General features: G+C 39.5%; 22 protein-coding genes. 12 read left to right on the forward strand and 10 right to left on the reverse strand.

Translation table 11 applies throughout. From position 1 onward, the window contains the following. The first annotated feature begins 15 nt into the window (after positions 1–15). The 3 genes from DBR40_RS11410 to DBR40_RS11420 all read left to right on the forward strand — a co-directional run bounded on the left by DBR40_RS11410 (position 16) and on the right by DBR40_RS11420 (position 3,767). On the forward strand, positions 16–1,518 hold the full coding sequence (locus DBR40_RS11410; RefSeq protein WP_233603864.1) for an alpha-L-fucosidase: 1,503 nt from the start codon (positions 16–18) through the stop codon (positions 1,516–1,518). Between the two features lie 538 nt (positions 1,519–2,056). After that, positions 2,057–2,329 (forward strand): hypothetical protein, encoded by a 273-nt coding sequence (locus DBR40_RS11415; RefSeq protein WP_124559874.1) that lies wholly within the window; start codon positions 2,057–2,059, stop codon positions 2,327–2,329. A 28-nt stretch (positions 2,330–2,357) separates the two neighbouring features. Further along, positions 2,358–3,767 carry an alkaline phosphatase gene (locus DBR40_RS11420; RefSeq protein WP_124559875.1) on the forward strand — a complete coding sequence of 470 codons (1,410 nt, stop codon included), beginning with the start codon at positions 2,358–2,360 and terminating at the stop codon, positions 3,765–3,767. Positions 3,768–4,011: 244 nt separating this feature from the next. Here the strand turns inward: DBR40_RS11420 and DBR40_RS11425 are convergent, their stop codons facing one another. Next, complete coding sequence (locus DBR40_RS11425) at positions 4,012–4,794, reverse strand: HAD-IIA family hydrolase (protein ID WP_124559876.1); 783 nt, start codon at positions 4,792–4,794, stop codon at positions 4,012–4,014. A 204-nt stretch (positions 4,795–4,998) separates the two neighbouring features. Here DBR40_RS11425 and DBR40_RS11430 point away from each other — a divergent pair, with 204 nt between their 5' ends. Beyond that, positions 4,999–5,529 carry a hypothetical protein gene (locus DBR40_RS11430; protein ID WP_124559877.1) on the forward strand — a complete coding sequence of 177 codons (531 nt, stop codon included), beginning with the start codon at positions 4,999–5,001 and terminating at the stop codon, positions 5,527–5,529. Between the two features lie 20 nt (positions 5,530–5,549). Here DBR40_RS11430 and DBR40_RS11435 read toward each other — a convergent pair whose 3' ends face one another. The 3 genes from DBR40_RS11435 to DBR40_RS26690 form a co-directional block, all read right to left on the reverse strand. Continuing rightward, a complete protein-coding gene (locus DBR40_RS11435; protein WP_233603865.1) occupies positions 5,550–6,278 on the reverse strand; it encodes an esterase family protein in 729 nt (242 codons plus the stop codon). A gap of 65 nt (positions 6,279–6,343) precedes the next feature. Next, positions 6,344–6,931 carry an SGNH/GDSL hydrolase family protein gene (locus DBR40_RS11440; RefSeq protein ID WP_124559878.1) on the reverse strand — a complete coding sequence of 196 codons (588 nt, stop codon included), beginning with the start codon at positions 6,929–6,931 and terminating at the stop codon, positions 6,344–6,346. Between the two features lie 253 nt (positions 6,932–7,184). Then, complete coding sequence (locus DBR40_RS26690; protein ID WP_158674034.1) at positions 7,185–7,352, reverse strand: hypothetical protein; 168 nt, start codon at positions 7,350–7,352, stop codon at positions 7,185–7,187. 476 nt (positions 7,353–7,828) lie between these two features. Here DBR40_RS26690 and DBR40_RS11445 point away from each other — a divergent pair, with 476 nt between their 5' ends. From DBR40_RS11445 to cysM, 4 genes are all read left to right on the forward strand, one after another. Further along, a complete protein-coding gene (locus tag DBR40_RS11445; protein WP_124559879.1) occupies positions 7,829–10,438 on the forward strand; it encodes a c-type cytochrome in 2,610 nt (869 codons plus the stop codon). 6 nt (positions 10,439–10,444) lie between these two features. Next, entirely contained in the window at positions 10,445–12,328 is a 1,884-nt protein-coding gene (locus DBR40_RS11450; RefSeq protein ID WP_199748321.1) for a heparinase II/III family protein, read from the forward strand. Positions 12,329–12,509: 181 nt separating this feature from the next. Further along, a complete protein-coding gene (locus DBR40_RS11455) occupies positions 12,510–13,322 on the forward strand; it encodes a serine O-acetyltransferase (protein ID WP_124560070.1) in 813 nt (270 codons plus the stop codon). Between the two features lie 12 nt (positions 13,323–13,334). Next, a complete protein-coding gene (cysM, locus tag DBR40_RS11460; protein ID WP_124559880.1) occupies positions 13,335–14,207 on the forward strand; it encodes a cysteine synthase CysM in 873 nt (290 codons plus the stop codon). A gap of 42 nt (positions 14,208–14,249) precedes the next feature. On the opposite strand, the gene DBR40_RS11465 is transcribed toward cysM, so the two are convergent. From DBR40_RS11465 to DBR40_RS11480, 4 genes are all read right to left on the reverse strand, one after another. Next, a complete protein-coding gene (locus DBR40_RS11465) occupies positions 14,250–14,624 on the reverse strand; it encodes a response regulator transcription factor (protein WP_124559881.1) in 375 nt (124 codons plus the stop codon). Between the two features lie 14 nt (positions 14,625–14,638). Next, a complete protein-coding gene (locus DBR40_RS11470; protein WP_124559882.1) occupies positions 14,639–14,956 on the reverse strand; it encodes a hypothetical protein in 318 nt (105 codons plus the stop codon). Between the two features lie 150 nt (positions 14,957–15,106). Continuing rightward, positions 15,107–15,295: a hypothetical protein gene (locus DBR40_RS11475; protein WP_124559883.1), complete on the reverse strand. Its 189-nt coding sequence runs from the start codon at positions 15,293–15,295 to the stop codon at positions 15,107–15,109. A gap of 209 nt (positions 15,296–15,504) precedes the next feature. After that, complete coding sequence (locus DBR40_RS11480) at positions 15,505–17,091, reverse strand: 7TM diverse intracellular signaling domain-containing protein (RefSeq protein WP_124559884.1); 1,587 nt, start codon at positions 17,089–17,091, stop codon at positions 15,505–15,507. Between the two features lie 233 nt (positions 17,092–17,324). On the opposite strand from DBR40_RS11480, the gene DBR40_RS11485 reads away from it, so the two are divergent. Beyond that, positions 17,325–18,608 (forward strand): ATP-binding protein, encoded by a 1,284-nt coding sequence (locus tag DBR40_RS11485; protein WP_124559885.1) that lies wholly within the window; start codon positions 17,325–17,327, stop codon positions 18,606–18,608. A gap of 46 nt (positions 18,609–18,654) precedes the next feature. Continuing rightward, a complete protein-coding gene (locus DBR40_RS11490; protein WP_124559886.1) occupies positions 18,655–19,428 on the forward strand; it encodes a GDSL-type esterase/lipase family protein in 774 nt (257 codons plus the stop codon). Positions 19,429–19,441: 13 nt separating this feature from the next. Here DBR40_RS11490 and DBR40_RS11495 read toward each other — a convergent pair whose 3' ends face one another. Then, complete coding sequence (locus DBR40_RS11495) at positions 19,442–19,666, reverse strand: helix-turn-helix domain-containing protein (protein WP_124559887.1); 225 nt, start codon at positions 19,664–19,666, stop codon at positions 19,442–19,444. 97 nt (positions 19,667–19,763) lie between these two features. Next, positions 19,764–20,072 (reverse strand): hypothetical protein, encoded by a 309-nt coding sequence (locus DBR40_RS11500; RefSeq protein WP_124559888.1) that lies wholly within the window; start codon positions 20,070–20,072, stop codon positions 19,764–19,766. Between the two features lie 223 nt (positions 20,073–20,295). On the opposite strand from DBR40_RS11500, the gene DBR40_RS11505 reads away from it, so the two are divergent. Next, on the forward strand, positions 20,296–21,078 hold the full coding sequence (locus DBR40_RS11505; RefSeq protein ID WP_124559889.1) for a LytTR family transcriptional regulator DNA-binding domain-containing protein: 783 nt from the start codon (positions 20,296–20,298) through the stop codon (positions 21,076–21,078). A gap of 208 nt (positions 21,079–21,286) precedes the next feature. After that, entirely contained in the window at positions 21,287–22,024 is a 738-nt protein-coding gene (gene pxpB / locus DBR40_RS11510; protein WP_124559890.1) for a 5-oxoprolinase subunit PxpB, read from the forward strand. Positions 22,025–22,026: the final 2 nt, after the last annotated feature.

The raw sequence follows: 22,026 nt of genomic DNA on the forward strand, positions 1-22,026 counted from the left end.
CACACAAAAATATACATGAAAAATACGTTAAGATGCGCATTAATTGCTGTTTCGGCATTTGCAGGTATAAGCCAGGCAAATGCACAGTGGACAGGGCCTAAAAGTAAGCCTGCCAAAGAAGTTGAAGTGAAATACGGCACTTTAACACCGCCTAACCGTACCGATAAAGATATGCAGGCTTTCCGTAGTTACGGTTTAGGCCAGTTTATCCACTGGGGCATTTATTCTATTGCCGGCAACGAATGGAACGGGGTAAGTGCCCGTGGCGGCGCAGCTGCTTCAGAGTGGATCCGCTCATGGGGTGGGCCTACGGCCCCTAAAGACTGGACAAAAACTTACGATAATTTATATAAGCAGTTTAATCCAAAGGACTTTGATGCCAAACGCTGGGCTAAACAGGCTAAAGACATGGGCGCGAAGTATGTAATTTTTACTACCAAGCACCATGATGGTTTTGCACTTTGGCCAACCAAATATTCTGATTACAACATTAGCAATACTCCTTATAAAAAAGATATTGTAAAGCAAATTGTTGATGCCTACACTGCCGAAGGAATTGATGTGTACCTCTACTTCTCCATTCTGGAATGGAACAATCCAAACTATATGGGTAAGGCACCACAAACTGATGAAGAAAAAACAAAATTTGACAAATTTTTACAATATACGCGTAATCAGTTATTAGAGCAGCTGAAGAACTATCCGCAGATAAAAGGTTTTTGGTTTGATGGCACCTGGGATGCTTCGTGGAAAAGTGCATATCAGTTTACTTACAATTTGGAAAAAGAACTCCGCGAAAAACACCCGGGGTTAATTATCGGTTCGCGTTTCCGTAATGATGAACATGGATCACGTCACTTCGATTCAAATGGCAATATTATGGGCGATTATGAGCAGGGCTGGGAACGTAAACTACCTGGAGAGTTCGAATGGTTAAACGGGCACGATTGGGATGCGGTAATGACTATTCCTCCTAATGGCTGGGGCTATATGAAAGATTGGTCGGGCATTTACACCAAAACCACCGACGATTTGCTGGATATGCTGATGCATTCAGTATCGATGAACGGCAATTTCGTGTTAAATTTTGGTCCCGATGGTAACGGAAATATGCACCCCGAAGAAGATAAAATTGCAAAAGAAATAGGAGAGTGGATGAAATTAAATGCAGAAGCTGTGTATGGAGTACGTCACGCAGCCTTAACGCCTTCCAAACTGGGCTATTTTACCCAAAAAGAAGATCAGTTGTACCTAACTGTTTTCAATAAGCCTGTTAATGGCATTGTGCGTATTGCCGTGCCTAAAAATGCTACACAGGTTCCAGGTAGTGCTGCACTGCTAATTGGTGCTAAAAGCTTAACGTTAAAACAATCAGATATTGGAATCGACCTGGATAAGAACACTTATTTTGACGTGCTCCTTCCAAAAGATTTTGAGCCCAGCCAGGCATTTGTAATCAAGATGAAACTGGTTGCTGCAAAAACTAAAACAACAAAATTAATGGATGCCAAAATGTAGTTGGACATCTTCTTTTGACATGCTCAGTGAGCTGAAAACTTAATTAATGTAATTTAAATGGAGACAAAGTGGTAGTATAAAGTCTTGGTTTATTAGGATATCCAATACAATTACCAGAAATACTGACAACGTACGTAGGATTGGTGATCTAATGTACAGCAGTATAAACATTTTGATTAGTTAGTTAATAATTGCGTAGCGATGGATGTTGCTGCGCAATCCTTTTATTGTCCTTGTTTGTAACGAGGATAAACGAGAGCCGCGATTGTATCGCCATGCATTGCAAATGCATATTTCCTTCATCCTCGTTACAAACGAGGACGATTAATGATTTTTAGCCCAATTAATATTCAATTAAAACTGGCAGCCTCCTTTTAACAATTTCGTAATCCTAATTAACCACAGCGGTAATAGCAGCTTTTCATCTTTGTATTATATTTCTGGAAGTTAAAACAATAACACATCAATAGGTTATTGTTTTACCCATACATTACCAGTATTGAAAGCTTCCGGAGGCAGATAATTTAAGCGAAATAATATGAGACTGATTTCTTGTGTCGCCTTGTTAATGGTTATACCTGCAGTGGCCTTATTAATTAAAGCAGAAGACTTGCCAGCTAGTAAATCAACTGATAGAGATTCGAAACAGCTTAAAAAAAATATCCGGCACTTAAACGTGGTACACTTATCGGCAACTCAGACAACGGTAAAAGATAATTCAGGTAAAGATGAATCGTACAAAGCCGGTTGCAGTCCACGCTTTGATGGGCGAAGCTATTTCAGCTCCATTCCTTTATTTACCAAACCATAATTAAGGCATTTTGATGCCATAAAAATATATGAACAGACGATCGTTATTAAAAGGCGGCTTATTGGCTGGCTTTGGCTTGCCTTTAATTGGCCTGAAAGATGTAATAGCCGCACCCGTTGGCGGAAGCAAAAAAGCAAAAAACATCATCATGATGGTGAGCGACGGCATGAGCACAGGCACTCTAAATATGGCCGATTTATATGCCAATCGCACTTTTGGAAGAAGCAGTAAATGGTTAGGACTTTACCGCGACAATAAAGCTGTAAGAGCCTTGATGGATACTGCTTCGGCCAGTTCGATGGTTACCGATTCTGCTGCTGCCAGCTCTTCGTGGGGTGGAGGCATACGTGTTAAAAACGGTTCGTTAAATGTGGGTATGAATGGCGAAAAACCTCAACCTATTTTACAGAAATTTAAAGAAAAGGGTAAAAAAGTAGGTTGTGTAACCACTGTGCCTATTACTCATGCTACACCTGCCGGTTTCTGTGTCAATATCGATAATCGTGGCGGACAGGATCTAATTGCAGAAATTTACCTGGGTTTAAAATTTGATGTGATGATGGGCGGCGGAAGCAAGTACTTTGGAGAGAAAAGGGCTGGAGGAAACCTATTGCCTAAATTTTTAACCCAGGGTTATAAAGTGGCCGAAAACCGTAACGAAATGCTGGCTTTAGACAAATCGAAACCTGTTTTAGGGCTTTTTGCCGAAGATGGATTGCCTTACGAGATAGATCGCCTGCACGATGTTAAACTTCAAAAAGAAGTACCCACATTGGCCGAAATGACCATGAAAGCCATTGAACTGATGAAAGATAATCCGCAGGGTTTTGCTTTACAGATTGAAGGTGGAAAGGTGGATTGGGCTGCACATTCCAACGATTTAAGCGGACTTATTTTCGATCAGCTGGCTTTTGACGAAGCCGTGGGTAAGGTAATTGAGTTTGCCGAAAAGGATGGCGAAACATTGGTAATTATTACAACCGATCATGGTAATGCCAATCCCGGTTTGTTTTATGCAGACGAAGCCAATAAAAAGTTTGATAGTCTTCAACGGTTTAAACATAGCAATACCTGGTTGCTGGGTCAGCTTAACCAATCGTTTAGTGAGCAAAAAATCATGGAAATGATTAAAGAAAACCAGGGTGTTGAAATGAAAGCTGATGATGTAAAATCGTTACTGAACCATTTTAAAGAAATCGTTCCGGGTCAATTGTACAACGAATCTAATCTGCCGTTTTACGAATATGGTAAAATTTTGAGCAAATATACCGATGTGCAATGGGCTGGGATGAACCATACCGGCGATTATGTAGAATTAACCATGTTTGGCCCCGGTTCGGAACAATTAAAGCCTTTTGTTAAAAATTACGAACTACACAACTTTATGCTAAAGGCTGCAGAAATGCCCGAAAGCTTTATGGTATCGGTAGGGAAGTAGTTTATTGGTTCATTAGCTCATTTGTTCACTGGTTCATTAGTCATTCGTGCCATCTGTAACCAAAATCGTCATTTCGAGCGGAGTGCAACGGAGTTGAGAAATCTATCTACTCGCAGCAGAACCGGGCACCATGCAGTGCTCAGCAAAGCTAAAACTACTTAGTAAATAAAAAACAATTCCTTCAGTCGATCAAATTCAGCTGAAGGAATTGTTATAGGTGCTTAACTTCCAACTCCAAACTTAACTACTTACTTTCCCACCAGTTGAGCGGAAATTTAATTTCATCAACCGAACTGGCAATCATATCCGGTTTAAAAGCATAATGGCCAAGCGTATCTTTTGTTGATATACCCGAAAGTACCAGAATGGTTTTGTACCCCATCTGTACACCACCCTGAATATCAGTCTCCATGGTATCGCCAATAACGGTAGTTTCACTGGTTTCTAATCCCAAAAATTTACGTGCCGAACGCATCATTACCGGACTTGGTTTACCTGTAACAAAAGCCTTTCTTCCGGTAGCTTCTTCAATCATAGCAGTTGTAGCAGCAATACCTAAGTTGTTCCAGCCTGGTTTTTTAGGTGACGGATCGCGGTTGGTAGTAATGAATTTGGCCCCTGCCAGAATCATATCCACAGCACGTTGTACCATTTCGAGGGTGAAATTTCTTCCTTCGCCCAACACCACAAACTCCGGATCGGTATTTACCAGCGTAATGCCATGGTCGTGCAAACTGCTCAATAAACCACCTTCACCCAATACATAAGCAGTACCGTTTGGACTTTGGTCGGAAAGGAATTTTCCGGTAGCCATTGCACTGGTGTACACATGGCTTTCCTCAACCTTTATGCCCAGGCCTTTCAGTTTACGTACCACTTCGAGTGCAGTGCGTTGACTGTTGTTGGTCATAAAAGCAAAAGGGATATCTTCATCAATTAAATGTTTAATAAATTTATCTGCGCCAAATATCAATTCCTCCCCACTATAAATCACCCCATCCATATCTATCAATAAGCCTTGTTTCATGTTTTTTCGTCGATTTAATGTTCAGATGCAAACATAATATTTTCTTGTTCAATCCAGGTTAAGAGAATGTATTTGAAAGGGTTTATTTTGGAATTAAATTCCCTGCTGGTACAGCCCTAAACTCATTAATTTATTTAACAAAAACTTAATATAACTGCTGTAGCGAATGGTTTTGCCTGTACGTGTTAGTATTAAAAAAACAAGATGATGAAAAACGCTTTCAAAACCACAGCTTTTACTTTGTTGATAATAAGTGTTTTAATGGCCTGCAAAAAGAAAGCTGATGCACCATTGGATTTTACGATTGATGAACAAAATTTAACCGAATGCCCGCAAGGAGCCAATTGTAGTTTCCTTTATGCCGATAATGCCGCGATGATTGGCAACAACTTAACCTTGACGAAAGGGCAATACCGGATATTTTGGGTAAGGAGCCAGGGCGATGGCCGGACTTACTGGTTGTACATGCAGGCACCAATGTTGGGCGACAAGTTTTTACTTAGCGATGCCGATGTTAAAGCAGGTAAAGTAAAATATGTATCTTACTGTGCGGCCTGTTACGGCATTGATTATAAAGCAATAGGCGGAACGGTTAAAGGGATTAAGATCGCTAAAACCGATTCCTCGCCCGAGAAATGGTTGATTGAAGCCCGTGTAGGTATTGGCGCGGAAGGTGCAACAGAACCTGTATCTACCGTGGTTTTAAAACAGTATTACTTAGCTGCTGTAGAGTAATTATAGCCTGTTTTTTGAATTTAGATATATATTGGCGCCATTTTACGCCAATAATGGGGGCGGTGCGCATTGCTTTCCCAGGTGTGGAACTGGTTCGGAATACCTTTTTCCCAAAGTAAGCTGCTCAGGTGTTGATTGCCATTTAAAAATGGATCGGTTTCACCAACTGCCAGTATTATTTCCATATTTCGTACTGCCGTTAATAAGCGGTCGTCGCTAAGGTTGGCAATGTATTGGGCAGGCATATTGAAATATACTTCTTCATTATGGAATCCGCTTAGCAAATCCTTAAAATCGCCTATATTGTCGGTTAAATCGTATCTTCCGCTTATGCCAACAGCTTTTTTAAACAGCCATGGATATTTCATGGCGAGGTTAATGGCGTGGTAAGCCCCCATGCTGCAACCTGCCGTTTCTACATAACCACTATTATTTTGTTGTTCAATAAAAGGTATTACTTCATCTAAAATGTATTTTTCATACTGCAGGTGCCGGTTTATCCGTACCGATGGAAATACACCGTCGTTATAAAAGCTCTCGCCATCAATACTATCCAAACAAAACACCTGTATTTCGCCATTTTCGATCTGATGACTTAGTGAGCCGATAATCCCCCAGTTTTCATAATCATAAAACCTCGCCATCCGGGTAGGGAAAAAGATTACAGCCCTTCCGCCATGACCGAAAACCAAAAGTTCCATATCTCTTTGTAGGTTATGGCTAAGCCATTTATGGTATTCCCTTTTCATTGATTTAAATCTTTGAGGGAAAAATAGGGCTTCGATATTATCAGGATATTAATTAATGGTAATGATTAACCTAATTTCTCCCTAACCGTTTGTGCCCATAGCCGATAACCCGCTTCGCTAAGGTGTAGTCCGTCATGATCATAAAAGGCCGGATCGGGATTACCTTCTTTAGTGAGCATTTTCTTAAAAACATCAATAAATTTCCAGTTTCCATTATGTTTAATAATCTCGCTTTCAATCAGGTTATTGGTATACCTAAACTGATCGGCCATGTGCCAGCGGGTTAAGCTGGGTTTTAATGAAATAAAATAGCAGGGGAGGTCATTAAATCTGGTATTAGCTTTTACCATCAACTGCTGAAAAAAGATGAATATTTCTTCAGGGTTTCTACCATCGCCAAGGTCGTTATCACCAGCGTATACTACAAGTGCTTTCGGGTGGTAATTGGTCATTATCCTTTCGAAAAACCATACGCACGCCGCTAAAGTAGAGCCACCAAAGCCCAGGTTAGTTACTTTACTGGTAGGAAAATCATCTTCAAGGCTATGCCACAAACGTATGGATGAACTGCCATAGAATACAATACCAGGATGTTCCCGGTCTAACCAATGTGTTTTTTCTAAATGCTTAACCTCTTCTTCGTACCAGTACATATGGCTAAGATAAAAAGATATGCCATTTGAAGAACTGCTTACTATGTTAAGTTTATGTAAATAGGTTTATTGGTTCGCTGGTTAATTGGTCATTAATCCAGGCCATAGTGCAAATCTTGTTACTTGCCGAAATCCCCGTCTGATCATTGATGATTGAATATTGATCATTACTTATTGACCATTACCAATTAATAGACCATTAAAATTTAACCCCTGATCTGTTGATTGGGAATAATTAAGTTAAAAATACAGACTACTCGCTGTAGTTTCTCTTGTTTGCATACACATGGTACCAGATGTACAGTAACCAGATTAATATTACGGTGCTATAAACCAATTCGGGATCAAAAGTAGCATCCGTAGTTAATAAAGCAATAGAAGAGATCAGGGCAGTCAGGAAAAAATAAAGGATATTTTTCATAACGTACTGATTTAATGAAATTTGTAAAGTAAATATAGCGAAAAATATTCGATTTACCTAGCTAAAATTTTTTTTATTTGCATTTTAATGATAATTGACAGTTTTTTGATGAAATTTTGAGAGTGTAATTGCTTAATTTGATCTTTTTGAGAGGTTTCTGTTGTGGTTTGCGTGAATTTTGTGTTAATTTTTGGTTTAGTTGTTGTGAAATAAGCTCTTCTCTAAAGTATTTGTGTTTCATTGTAACGATTGTTGTTTTATTCAACTTTCTGTCATCGTGTTTGTATTTGATTAATATGGAGTGGGGCAGGAATCAATAATTCCTGATTTTTTTACGAGAATGATTACATTAAGCGCTGTTTAGCGTGAGTAATTCAAAAAAAAGTTAATTATAACAAAATTTTGGCAAGAGTTAATTTGTATTTTTTGTAAGTTTACCCGACACTAACCAAAAAAAACAATAACAAACACACACAATGATCAAATTTTCTTTAAGTTTAATTTACTTATCTGTCATTTTCCTGGGTTTTAAAAACCTTTTCAGTGAACCCGAGAAACCACGTTTTGCTCCCCCTGGATTAACCATTACTAATTTTGCAGGTCCCGATGTTACCCCAAGCCCGGCATGTTTGGCGGTTGCGCCAACGGGCGAGGTATTTGTTGGTGTGGATATGATTGGCTCGCTGGGTAAGGATGCTGGCAAAGGCCGTATTCTTAAACTCGTTGACAAAAATAACGATGGTAAAATGGATGCACACATCGATTTTGCCGATGTAGATAATCCACGCGGTATAATTGTTCAGGGCAGCCAGGTATTTGTACTACATACCACCTTCTCTAAAGAAACCGGAAAGGCTACAGGTATGAATTTAGTGGTTTTTGAAGACAAAGATGGCGATGGCAAAGCCGATGGGCCAGAAAAACCGCTAATCGAACACATTAGCAATGAAAAATACATCCGCGAACGTGGTACCGATCATGCTACCAATGGTATTAGAATGGGTATTGATGGCTGGATTTATATCTCAGTAGGTGATTTTGGTTTCCACGATGCCATAGACCGCTCTGGCAAGAAAATGACCATGCTTGGTGGTGGTATCGTACGTGTACGCCCTGATGGCACCGAAATGGAAGTATTTACACATGGTACACGTAATGTGTATGATGTGGCTATCGATCCATATATGAACGTATTTACCCGCGAAAACACCAATGATGGTGGCGGATGGAATGTGCGTTTTTCGCATCATATTCAATCAGGCGAATACGGTTACCCGGTTTTATTCCAAAATTTTACCGATGAAATTATTCCCGCACTTGCCGATTTAGGTGGTGGCTCGGGTACTGGTGCATTATTTATGAATGAACCAAACTGGCCTGCACAATATAATAATGTGCCTATGATGGCTGATTGGGGTAGAAGCATGTTGTACATTCACAGGGTTACTGCCGATGGACCAACTTTTACCCAAAAAGACGAAGAGTTTATTAAACTTCCACAAATTACCGATTTGGATGTGGATGGATCAGGAAGGCTTTACCTTTCTGCATGGGATGGTGCTGGTTACTCTGGCAGTCCTGATAAAGGTTACATTGTACGTACAGTACCTACCGACTGGACTTATAAAGCATTCCCAGATGTTAAAAAGCTTTCAGTAAAAAAACTAACCGATTTGCTTAAATCGAATAGTTCAGTGGCTCGCCTTTCTGCTTCGCAGGAATTGGTTGCTCGCAATAATAAACAAGCTACTGAGGCGGCTTTAAAAATCGCTTCAGATCAGGCTTTAGCGCTTGATGTTCGTGTTGCAGGTATATACACTTACGCACAGTTAGCTAAAGAAAATGGTACAGCTGCGCTGGTAGAATTAACGAAAGATGCTGCTGTAAAAGAATTTGCCTTAAAAGCATTAACCGACCGTAAAATTTATCTGGCTAATGTGCCAATTGAGCCATTTTTACAAGGACTTCAGGATGCTTCTCCGCGAGTACATGCCGTTTCAATCATTGGTTTAAACCGCTTGGGTAAAGTAGATGAAGCAGCAAAAGCACTTTTAGCGACTAAAGTTCCGGCTTCTTTTACTGCACCTGCAAAAGGAGTAGAGGGACCTCACGCTACACCTAATTCGGCCATTATTTTGCCTCACCTGGCAGTTAGAGCATTGGTGTCATTACAAGCTACTGATGCTATGGTAGCCGCAATTAAAACTGAAAATGCTGACCTTGCTTTATGGGCATTACGCTATATGCACAACGCTAAAGCGGTAAATGGATTAATCGACAATTATAAAACTGCACAGGATGAAAAACTGAAAAAGCAGATCTTAATTACTTTGGCCCGCTTGTATAAAGAAGAAATTGCTTACGATGCAAGCTGGTGGTGGGGAACACGTCCGGATTCGCATGGTCCGTATTTTAAAGCTGTTACCTGGTCGGAGTCTCCTGTAATTGAGAAATTCTTGAAAGAAGAAGCGCTTAAACAAGGTGCAAAAGAAAAACAATTTTTTGTTGATTTAAATGCACGCCACCGCATGGATATTGCTGAATTTGCCGAAGAGGAAAAAGTTGCAGCAGCTGAAGAGCCAAAAATTGATTTAGAAAAGATTAAAAACCAAAAAGGACAGGTAGGTAAATCTTCAATCGAGGATGTATTGCTTGCCATTAATAAATTACAGGGCAATCCGGTTAAAGGAAAGAATATTTTCAACAACCAGGGATGTATTGCCTGCCACAGCTTAAACAAAACCGATAAAATGAAAGGTCCTTTTATGGGGCAAATTGGTTCGATTATGAACCGTGAGCAAATTGCAGAATCGATATTAAAGCCAAATGCTTCTATTTCGCAAGGTTTTGCTTCGGTAATGATCAGTGCAAAAGGCGACAAAACGTATATGGGATTTGTTCAAGAAGAAACTGCTGCCAAAGTGGTATTGCGTAACATTGCTGGCGAAGTTTTTACCATCAAAGCTGGCGATATTCTTTCACGTAAAGAATTGGAGACTTCTATGATGCCGGAAGGACTGGCCAACTCACTATCGTATGAGGAACTTGCTTCATTGGTTACTTTCCTGTCAGAACAGAAAAAATAAGCAAAAGTGATTCAAAAACGGTCATTTATAACCGGTTTATGTCTGGTAGCCATGCTCCTTTACAGGGGCGTGGCTATTGGGCAAATTACTGTAATCGATTCTTCTTATAAACTCCCTGATCATCCCCGTTTGCTGATCTCGGCTGCTAAAGAAAAACAAATTATAGCAGGTGTAAATGCAGATACAGGTTTAAGGCAAATCCATCAGGCTATACTTTCTGGTGCTGGTAAAATGTTAAATCAGCCGGTGTTAGAAAGAGTTATGATTGGCAAAAGATTGCTGGATGTATCGAGAGAAGCACTAAAAAGAATTTATTACCTGGCTTACGCTTACAGGATTACGCACGATAAAAAATACATACGCAGAGCAGAACAGGAAATGCTGGCTGTTTCTGCCTTTAAAGACTGGAACCCAAATCATTTCCTCGATGTTGGGGAAATGACATTGGGTTTAGCTATCGGTTACGATTGGCTTTACCATGATTTAGCCGTTGAAACACGCAACACAGTATCACTTGCCATTCTGGAGAAAGGGATTATGCCCTCAATGGATAGACGGTATAATAACTGGCTTAACATTACCAATAACTGGAACCAGGTATGCAATACAGGCATTACCTATGGCGCAATAGCCACCTTCGAATCGCACCCGGCACTTTCGGCTACATTGGTTAACCGCGCCATCAAAAGCGTGGTGTTACCCATGAAACAATATGCACCTGATGGAGCCTATCCGGAGGGATATGCCTACTGGGAGTATGGAACTTCTTTTAATGTGATGTTGATTAGCGCACTGGAAAGTGTGTTTAAACAGGATTTTGAATTGAGTACCCAGCCTGGTTTTCTAAAAACTGCGGGCTACATGGTAAATATGACAGGCCCATCGGGTAAGCCGTTTAATTATTCGGATAGCAGAGCTGTAGCAGAATTTAATCCGGCACTTTTCTGGTTTGCCTCAAAATTAAAAGACCCCTCATTGCTGTGGGTAAGCAAAAAGCAGGTAAATGAGGCTAAACTCCTAAATAATCGTTTATTGCCATCGGCTATGTTATGGGCCAATGGAATATCTTTTAGTAAGGCAAATGCGCCTAAAGCCGCCTTTTGGATTGGAAATGGCACTACGCCAGTAGTTTTAATGCGAAGCTCGTGGACTGATCCCCTGGTTACTTTTGTGGGCTTTAAAGGAGGTTCGCCAGCAACAAGTCATGCACACATGGATATAGGTTCCTTTGTTATGGAAGCACAGGGTGTGCGATGGGCAATGGATCTGGGCATGCAGGAATACGAGTCCCTGGAATCGAAAGGGATTGATTTATGGAACAGCAGGCAGGATGCCCAACGCTGGAAAATATTCAGGTACAATAATCTCGCACACAATACGCTGTCAATTGATAGTGCTTTTCAGCTGGTTGGCGGAAAGGGAAATTTTCAAAGCAGCTCCGATAAGAGTAATTTTATGAATGCTGTGGTTGATATGACTACGCTTTATGCCGGTAAACTCAAAAAATCACATAGGGGAGTAGCGCTGATCAATAAAAAGACTGTCCTAATTCGTGATGAAGTAGAAACAGGAGATCAGGGTGTTACCTTACGCTGGTCGATGGTTACACCTGCTGTAGCGAAAGTGTTAAATGCGCATACTATCGAATTGAATAGTGAAGGCAAAAAATGTTACTTATTTATCGAAACGGATGGCAAAATTGAGGTGAAACAATGGCCTGCCGCTCCGGTTACCAGTTACGATGCTCCAAACCCCGGAACTACTATTATTGGTTTTACTACTCAGCTTAAGGCGAACAGCAGGAAAAACATATCTGTTTTTTTAACTCCTGAAAAACCTTTACTTAAAAGACCTGCAACAGCCGATCTGGCTGCGTGGCCTAAAAATTAATCTCCGATTCTGGTATTCCTCATAGTTTTGGGGTTGTTATTGATCTTATTGTTAGGATAAGGCAATTTTTGTAATAAAAAATGCCTGATAAGTTTTGGTTTAAAAAAACAAAACTTACATTTAACGATTAAATCTATATAGTTAATCAACAAAACAAATTTTAGTGGGGCAGACAATAATGATGGAGGACCATTTTTTTGAGCATATTTTTAAAAATCCCCTCGAGCAGCCAAATATTCCACCAAACGAAGTCATATCGAATTGGGCAGAAAAGCTGATTAAGGTCATTTTTCCCGAAAATGCAGGTCAGGAATTTTCAGATATTTCAGCATTGAAACAATATGTGTCAGGACTGGAACTCGAGCTTTTCATGATCATTTCGGCCAGTTGCAAGCTGAAAAACAGCGAATGCAAAAATATGGCTGGCGAGTTTTTTACCGGTCTCCCCGAGTTATACCGCGTACTCAATACCGATATTTCGGCCATTTATGAAGGCGATCCGGCAGCTCAGAGCAGGTTCGAAGTGATCAGGACTTATCCAGGTTTTTATGCCATCTGTTTTTACCGCATTGCGCACCTTTTGTATAATTTTGGTATTCCGCTTGTTCCACGCATACTCACAGAATACGCACATTCAAAAACAGGTATCGATATCCACCCTGCTGCCAGTATTGGCGAGTACTTCTATATTGATCACGGAACCGGGATTGTGATTGGCGAAACCAGCATAATTGGTCGCTATGTAAAATTTTATCAGGGCGTAACGCTTGGTGCCCTGAGTGTGAAAAAAGTGCTTGCCGGCAGTAAAAGGCACCCAACAGTAGAAGACCGCGTTGTAATTTATTCGGGCGCAACTATTTTAGGTGGCGATACTGTTATTGGGCACGATAGCATAGTAGGCGGAAATGTGTGGCTTACCGATAGCATAGCGCCATTTTCTACCGCTTACCATTCGCCGGTAATTACCATCAGAAACCATAAAGAAACAAGTTAAAATAAGAATAATATGGCAGGAATAATCGATCTCATTGGTAACACACCGATGGCCGAACTCCAAAAACTTAACATTAATCCCGCAGTAAGGATATTTGCTAAACTGGAAGGCAATAATCCTGGCGGAAGTGTAAAAGACAGGGCCTCGTTAAATATGATCAGAAGTGCGATAGAACGTGGTCAGATAACTCCCGAAACTAAGTTGGTAGAAGCAACCAGTGGAAATACAGGCATTGCCCTGGCTATGATTGCAAGTTTATATGGTTTAGAAATTGAGCTGGTAATGCCCGCCAATTCAACGCGAGAGCGTAAGGTAACCATGGAGGCATTTGGTGCTAGAGTAACGTTGTTAGAGAGCATTGAGGAGTGCCGCGATTATGCAGAAGCAAAAGGAGTTACTCCAGGACATTTCTTATTAAACCAATTTGCAAATCCGGATAATTACTTGGCCCATTATAAAGCTACTGGTCCTGAAATCTGGCGGGATACGGAAGGGCAGATTACCCATTTTGTGAGCTCAATGGGTACAACAGGCACCATTATGGGTTGTTCGAGGTATTTTAAAGAAAAAAACAGCAATATTCAGATAGTTGGTTGTCAGCCAACCGAAGGATCATCTATTCCAGGGATCAGGCGCTGGCCTGAAGAATACCTGCCAAAGATATTCGAACCTGAAAGGGTAGACCGTGTTATGGATATTGCGCAGGCCGAAGCCACTGAAATGTCGCGCAGAATGGCCAAAGAAGAAGGACTTTTCGCCGGTATGAGCTCGGGTGGTGCGTGTGCTGCTGCAATAAAACTAGCTTCCGAACTTGAATCGGGTACTATTGTATTTATTGCCTGCGATAGGGGCGACAGATATTTAAGCAGTGACTTGTTTGGGTAATTTACCCGTTCATTTTTATAAGTCGGCCAGGATTGAAATAGTTTAATCCTGGCTGACTTTTTTTGTGAGTAGCATTTTTACTCTATTCACTATGGTCATCATTTCAAAGGGTTTTTCGATATAATCATCCCAGTGAACAGCAAAATGAGGATTGTTGAGAAAACTGGAATGTGACGACATGAGCAGTATCGGGATTTCTGCATGAACTGATAATTTTAGTTCAGTGCAAATGGAACGGCCATCTGTTAATCCAAGCAAAACATCTATTAAGATAACATCAGGCTGAAAAGTTGAAACCTGTGTATGTAAATGATGCAGTCCTGAAAGCGCCAATACTTCGTAACCCTCAAATTCGAAAATCATTCTAATGGCATCAAGCGTTGCAGGGTAATTTTCTATGATAATGATTTTGGGCATGTTACGGGTATATTTTAGGGATATCGGAGGCTTCCTGTCTTTCGTTTTTCGATCAGTAAATCAATTAATTTAGAATCGGAACGTGTTAAACTATCAAGCGAGCTACGGAGGCTTTGATTTACGAGGCTTAAATTGGTAAACATAAGTCGTAATTTTTCATTTTCATCCTTTAGCTCCATTAGTTCGTTGGCAAGAATTCCGAAATCCCGTATCCAGGCATCAAAGCAATCTTTGTCTATTGCCAGTTCTGAATAAATGAGTTCCGGTTCTTTTCCATTATAAAATTCTTGTATGCTTTCAATAATTTTTGCGGGTGTGGCACTTGGTTTCATAGTTTGCTATATGTGCTGGCATCTAGAAGGCTGGACCGTCCCCTGTCCAGACCTCCCAAAGCGCAGCATCTGTTTAAAATCTTTATTAAGGCAGACAGGGACAAAGAAATAACGCATTTAAAAGTTATCAAAATTATTCTCTACTCACTCCTACGCATCTTTTTTAAAGTGCTGTTTTCCAGGTGTATAAAATAAATGTATGTCTGCAGTTAGTTTGTTCATGTTGTTTTGGTTTGATTCGCGTTCAATTAAATAAACCATGCCGATAGTCGTGTAACAAATCATCCCGGATAAGACCGTTGCTACCGACATGGTTAAAATCGGGTACTTATCAGACATAAACATGAGTTTGTTTGGTCAATAAACGGCATCGCACCGCCAGTACTCCACTTGAATTTATGCAAAGAAGATGCGGTAGGTGCATTTTCAAACTACGCATTTCTACTCACGTATTGTTAAGTTGTTGCTTTTAAGCGTTTTATTAAAGTTCTTAGCCTGTATAGATTGGCAATGCTAATGGTTTATACTGTATGTTTCTTGTATATTATTTAGGACGTTCTAGCCAGATCAAGTATCCAAGTTTGCAAATTCGCCTCAGCATCGATACCTAATTTCTTACGTACACGGTATTTTCGGCTTTCTACCGCACGAACACTTAAGCGGCAGGCCCGTGCAATTTCTTTGGTGTCAAAATTTAACCGCATGTAAGCACACAATTCAAGTTCGGCTGTAAGAAGCTGTGGCGAAAGCTGTAAAAGCTCTTTTATAAACCCAGCTTCGCTTTCACGGAATCTTTCCATAAATGACGGATCTTTTGTTTGTGCCAGATTAGTCAACTCCTTAAGTGATAAATGTACAGTGGGAGCCATCTTTTTTTCGCTTAGCTGCTTTTTGTAGCCTTCCATTTGTTCTTGTAAAAGAATACGTTGGCGGCGAAAGTGTGCATTATGACGTGAAAGCAGGCGCAATCTTTGTCCGAACAGCCCCAAACTAATTAATATCCCTTCAATTATGGCTGCAAAAGTAAGCAGGTTAAAGGTATAAGACTGAAAAGGAATGATGGCCATTAAACTTAATACAAGATAAATAGAAACCAGTGCTACAGGGATCCATCCTAAAACATAAAAACTAATAAAAGGGGCCGTTTTGGCATAGCCGCGTATCACAATAACTTTTATACTGCTAAATAAAAAAAGCAGTGAGGTAATTAGAAATAAAAGCTGGGTGAGCGCATTCGTAATACTTCTGGCATCCCAAAGCGAGCAGATTAAAATTATGCCCCATGCCATACTCAGTATTTTGAATATTTTATGCAAAAACGGAAGTTGCCTTTTTAGTTTTAAAAAATAACTGTTAAAAAGAATGGTACAGATATAGCCAAGTGCAATAAAGAAATGCGCATGCAAAAAAATAAACCGGGCTGCGGGTAAACCAAGCATCGGGCCATAGCCCTGAAGATAGCAGACCATGGTAATGAAGAAAAGCAATACTACGCGCGCCATGTAAAGGGCAAAAAGCTTACTCCGCGTCATTACAAACATAAACAAATGGAAAATGATGATCATGAGTGCAATACCTACATAAATTAACTGCGCACTATACTCCTTAGTTAATGCACGGTTTAATACAGGTTCGGTAATTAATTTAAATGGTACCAGCAGCGTATTCATGGTCTGCATTCGGATGTAAATTTCGCTTACTGGCCCTTTGGCTTGTTGTAATGGAAATATATATCCTGTGCCCAGCACGGCATCATTTTGTTTTAAACCAAGCATGCCCGAGTGTACATGCTGTACATTGCCCAAAGTATCGCGGTAAAATAAGCACAGCGTATCAATACTGGCATAATCAATAAAAAGATAGGGTACGGTTTCTGGCTTTCGGCTGAAACGTAATTTCATCCACCATACATGACCATCGGTTCCGCCGTTAAAAACAGGCGATTTTCCTGGACTAAACCGTTTGGAATTAAACTTTTCTACCGTTTCGAAAGGGGTTTTTTCGGTAGTATCGCGCCAAAAATAAGCCGATTTACCTAAATTGATGAAGTTTTGCCCTTCAACCTTTATCACGGGCTGTGCAACACATAGGCCGCTTACTATACAGCAAGCAACAATAATAAATATGGCCCTCATTAATTAAACCAATACAAAAGACTCGGGATGATCTATTACAGGGGAGAAATTATAGCTTTATTACAGAAAATCCAAATTTTATCTTAAAAAAGAGCAATACTTCTGTAATTGAGTTAATTTATGAGTAGAATATAACTCGATTGAGATACAAATTTCATCATGTTTAAAACTTAAGATTGAAAATTTCCAACAAGGTTGAATTTAATATTATATTTGCTAATTAATTTAGTATCATGTCGGTAAGTGTTAACATCACCTCAAAGGGTATTCAAAAAGTATTAAAAAACTATAATGAAAAACAAGCTATTGCAGAGTACATCTGGAACGGTTTTGATGCCAATGCAGATACCATTAAACTGGATTATGTAGCCAATGCGTTAGGCCATTTAGAAAGTTTGGATATTGCTGACAATGGTTATGGAATAAATTTCGATCGTTTGCAAAAGAAGTTCGATCCGTTTTTTGAATCGGAGAAAGCCATACAGATTATTGCGCCAAAACACACATCTAAAATGCATGGACGTAACGGTGTGGGGAGGCTTACCTTTTTTACATTTGCCCATAATGCTACCTGGCGTACAACTTACCAGACCGAAAATGGATTCAGGCATGGAGAAATATATATCAGTACAGGCGGGCTTAACAGTTATAGTCACGATTTTACCGCTCCACCGACTGCTAATGCCCAAACAGGTACGGTGGTTTCTTTTTCCAATTTGCGCATTGGGCAACAGGATTTGGAAGAAACTGTGATTCCTTTCCTAATCAATGAATTCTGCTGGTTCATTGAGCTGAATAAGCATAAAAACTATTCGCTTATTGTAAATGGTACCCCTCTTAATTTTAACGATAACATTAAAAGTTTAGAGGAGTTTAATATTTTTTATCCCGATACGGCTGTTAACTTTAAGATTAAATATGTGCATTGGAAAGATAACCTGCACAGGGAGCTATCTAAGTATTATTTTTTGGCAGGGGGAGAAGAAGTATATAAAGATTACACTACGCTCAATAAAAAAAGTGATGATTATTTCCATAGTATTTATATCGACAGCGATTTCTTTCGCGATTTTGATTTTAAAAGCTTTGAAAATGAAGGTCAGGTGGCCATATTTGGCGCTGCAAAATCGTCGGCTGAATACCGCTTTCTGATTAAAGAACTTACTGAGTACTTAAAAAGTAAGCGAAAACCTTTTTTAAAGGAATATGCAAGTAGATTAATTGATGCCTATGAGCAGGAAGATGTATTTCCGGTATATGCCACAGAAAGAGAAAAACAACAGCGAAAACCCGAGTTGATTAATTTAATTAAGGCTATTTACGAAGCCGAACCTAAATTATTTGGCAGCTTAAATACCGGGCAGAAAAGAACGTTGGTAAGATTAATGGATCTTTTGCTTGTTTCTAACCAGCGCGATCAGATTTTTGAGCTCTTTAATAGTATGATTGACCTCGAAACAGAGGAAAAGGAAGCACTTTTAAGTATTATAAAAAAAATGGAATCGCAGGAGCATTAACCAGTTAATTTGTTGTAGGTTAGCCAAAATTAAATCACCCGTAGAGATGAAGAAAATACTGACCTGTTTAGCTTTGTTATTATTTAGCGCATCGTTTTTATATGCGCAAAGCGAAAAACGAAACCTGAATATTGTTTTTATTGGTAACAGTATAACTCAGGGGGTACAATTGGCTAATGTTGTAGAAGCTCCGCCAGCTAACGCTGTTGCCTATTTGCTTAAACAAAAAGGAATAGGAGAGGTTAATTTCAGTAACCAGGGGCATAGCGGGTATACTACTTTCGATTTTTTACCTGCTGAAACACGCACGTTTACTAAAATAGAGGAGGCTGCAAGTGCTTTTACAGATAAAGAAGCACTGCTTATTTTTTCTGTGAAACTCGGCACGAACGATAGTGCAATACAAGGGCCCCATGGTTCACCCGTATCTGCAGAACGCTATATTGAAAATGTGAAAATTATTGTCGATAAATTGCTTGCCGGTTTTCCTAAAGCTGTAGTGGTATTGCAGCATCCAATATGGTATAGCCCAAATACCTACAATAGTTCTAAATACCTGCAGGAAGGTTTATCTCGGTTGCAAAGTTATATTCCAAAAATAGATAGTCTGGCTAAAAGTTATCAGTTAACTAATCCAAAACATGTGTTTGTTGGAGATAAAAAAGCATTTACCTATTTTAAGAAACACCACTTAACTGAACTGATACCTGAGAAAGGACAGGCAGGCACTTTTTACTTGCATCCAAATAAATTAGGGGCAGCATCATTAGGCCGCTTCTGGGCTAATGCAATAGGAAATATAGTACGCAAGAATTTTTAGCCTGATAAACTGGTTAAAAATCCAGTAAATCTTTAGGATGAATATCTAAGCCTTTGGCCAGCTCGATAATGGTGGTAAGTTGTACATCGAACTTACCGTTTTCGATTTTAGAAATATTGCTGTCATCAATCTCACAATTCCGGGCCATGGCGCGTAAACTCAAGCCTTTTTGATTCCTGATCTTTTTCAGATGGAAACCAAATTTCTTTTGAATTTCTGAGCCTTCTTTCTTAATCATTAAGGTTATAATTATTTAGCACTTAAAGTCTCTAACTTATTTTAAATAATTGCGGTTGTTTGTTACCGCAATTTCATTTATTTGTATTATATTTGATTTAATAATTAGGTATTAACTCGCTATATGACAGTTGATTACTTGATTTTGATGCAGGTTTTATTAACGTAATGGGCAAGCGGTTAATAATTGCAATAGCAGTTTGACTAGCTAAAAAACTAATCATCTTTCGATCTTGTTTCTCTATAAAAAGCAACTGATCAGTACTTAATGTAAAATGCTCAGCAACCCATTTTCTGAAATTTAACAAAATCAGATCTTCTTCTGCTTTAAGTTGGGCATCGGTGCATTGGTAAAGTTGATTTTGAAGGTCTTGAACTCCTAAATCGGTGAATGGAAATTTTTGCATAATAGTAGGTGTTATGGTTAATAAATTCCCCAGTTGGGTAAACAAACATAATCTCCATTTAATATTTTTTGTGGATTTAAAGCGGTTTTGAAGCCGAATGATAGCAAAAAACGAGCTGAACGATACACATCCGGTAATTTTGGAGAACCTTTTGCAGTTGCGCTTGTAGGTTTCTAAGTATCTGAAATCTGAAGTTGGTCTATCATATTAAATTCAACGCGCTATGTACCTCTCCAAACGCAATATTACTTATCCAGCAATTTATTACCGAACACCTATTTTTTTATTAACTGCCCATTATCTGGTAGCCTATGGCGAACCCGAAAGCTTTTTTACTTTATTGCAATTGCCCTATTACTATTATGCTGTTTTAGGTAGCTTTATAATTACCATGGCTACTGCCGAGTTTATTTTGGTGGTTACGCGGTATTTAGATAAAGTAAAACCCTGGGGTGCTCACTTTAGGCGCAGACTTTGGTTGCAACTGGTTTTGGGGGTACTGGTAACCCTATTGCTGGCGATTTTACTCGCTGCGGCATATTTTTACATCAGAGGGCAGAATATTATTACTGCAGACTATTTTAAATACGATTTTACCCTGGTGGTGTGCTTTGTGCTGTTTCTAAATTTAATATACTTAATTATTGCTCAAATGCAGGGGCGGCAACAATTGGCAAAATTACGCTTGCCCAGTAAACATAAACCAACAGAAGTTAACCAAACTAAAACTGAAGTCGCAGCTATTTATCCACTAGGGCAGGGTTATTTAGCGGTTTTAAAAAACGGCGAATCGGTAATATGGAGTAAAACAATCGAACAAAGTTTAAGCGAATTACCGGCCGATCAATATTTTTTAATTAACCGGTCGGATATTGTAAACCGGGCTATTATTGAAGGCTTTGAGTTAGGCCATTCGAGGCGGTTAAAACTGATTTTAAAAATTACTTTACCCCATAACCGCAGTTTAATAGTTAGCCAACGTAAAGTGGTGGCTTTTAAACGATAGTATAAGGGAGCTTAAACAGATTGTTTATTCAGAATTACAAGATTATTTGCTCCGATATATATCAAATGCCTCCTGTTTTTACAGCTTTTTAGCCTAAAATGCATTAAACTTGCTATTTCGATATTATATAATCATTTTTATGGCTACACTTTGTTTGTTTAACAGGTATGAAGCTTATTTATTCTAAAAATAGTTTGGCGTAATTAGTATGAGCGAACAGCAGGGAGACTTTGCGTCTGATTATTCCATTTCTATTTATGCATTAAGCGAAAAAGCCGTAACCGTTGTATTTGGCCATGTTATAAGTGAAACATTGTGGCGCCTGGTAAGCAGTTTTAACTGGCTTTTAACACAAAATCCATTTTCGGGCTTTACCACTACCGTACCTGCTTACAGCACATTAACAGTTTTTTTCGATCCTTTAGTGGTTGCCTCGGCAGATTTGCCGGGTAAAACCTGTTACGAAAAGGTTTCGGCTTATTTAAAGACAATTAGTCACAATGAGCCCAGCCAAACAGGGCTTGGGGGTAACCATATCGTTATTCCGGTATGTTATGGTGGAAATTTTGGCCCTGATATTTTAACTGTGGCCCAAAATAACGGCCTTAGCGAAGCTGAGGTAATTGCCTTACACAGTGGTGCCAGTTACAGTGTTTATATGATAGGTTTTGTACCTGGTTTTGCCTACATGGGTGGTATGCCAGCAACATTGGCCACAGCCCGAAAAGAGGTTCCTGCTGCCGCAATACCTGCCGGATCGGTTGGTATAGCCGGATTACAAACGGGTATTTATCCGATTGAAATACCTGGGGGCTGGCAAATAATTGGCCGAACCCCATTGCAGTTGTTTGATGCAAAGCGCCAACAACCTGCGCTTTTAAAAGGTGGCGATTCGATTACCTTTAAAGCCATAACCATTGAAGAATTTAATGCTTATCCTGAATAAAA

Origin of the sequence: Pedobacter sp. KBW01 (assembly GCF_003852395.1) — a bacterium.
Taxonomy (GTDB): domain Bacteria; phylum Bacteroidota; class Bacteroidia; order Sphingobacteriales; family Sphingobacteriaceae; genus Pedobacter.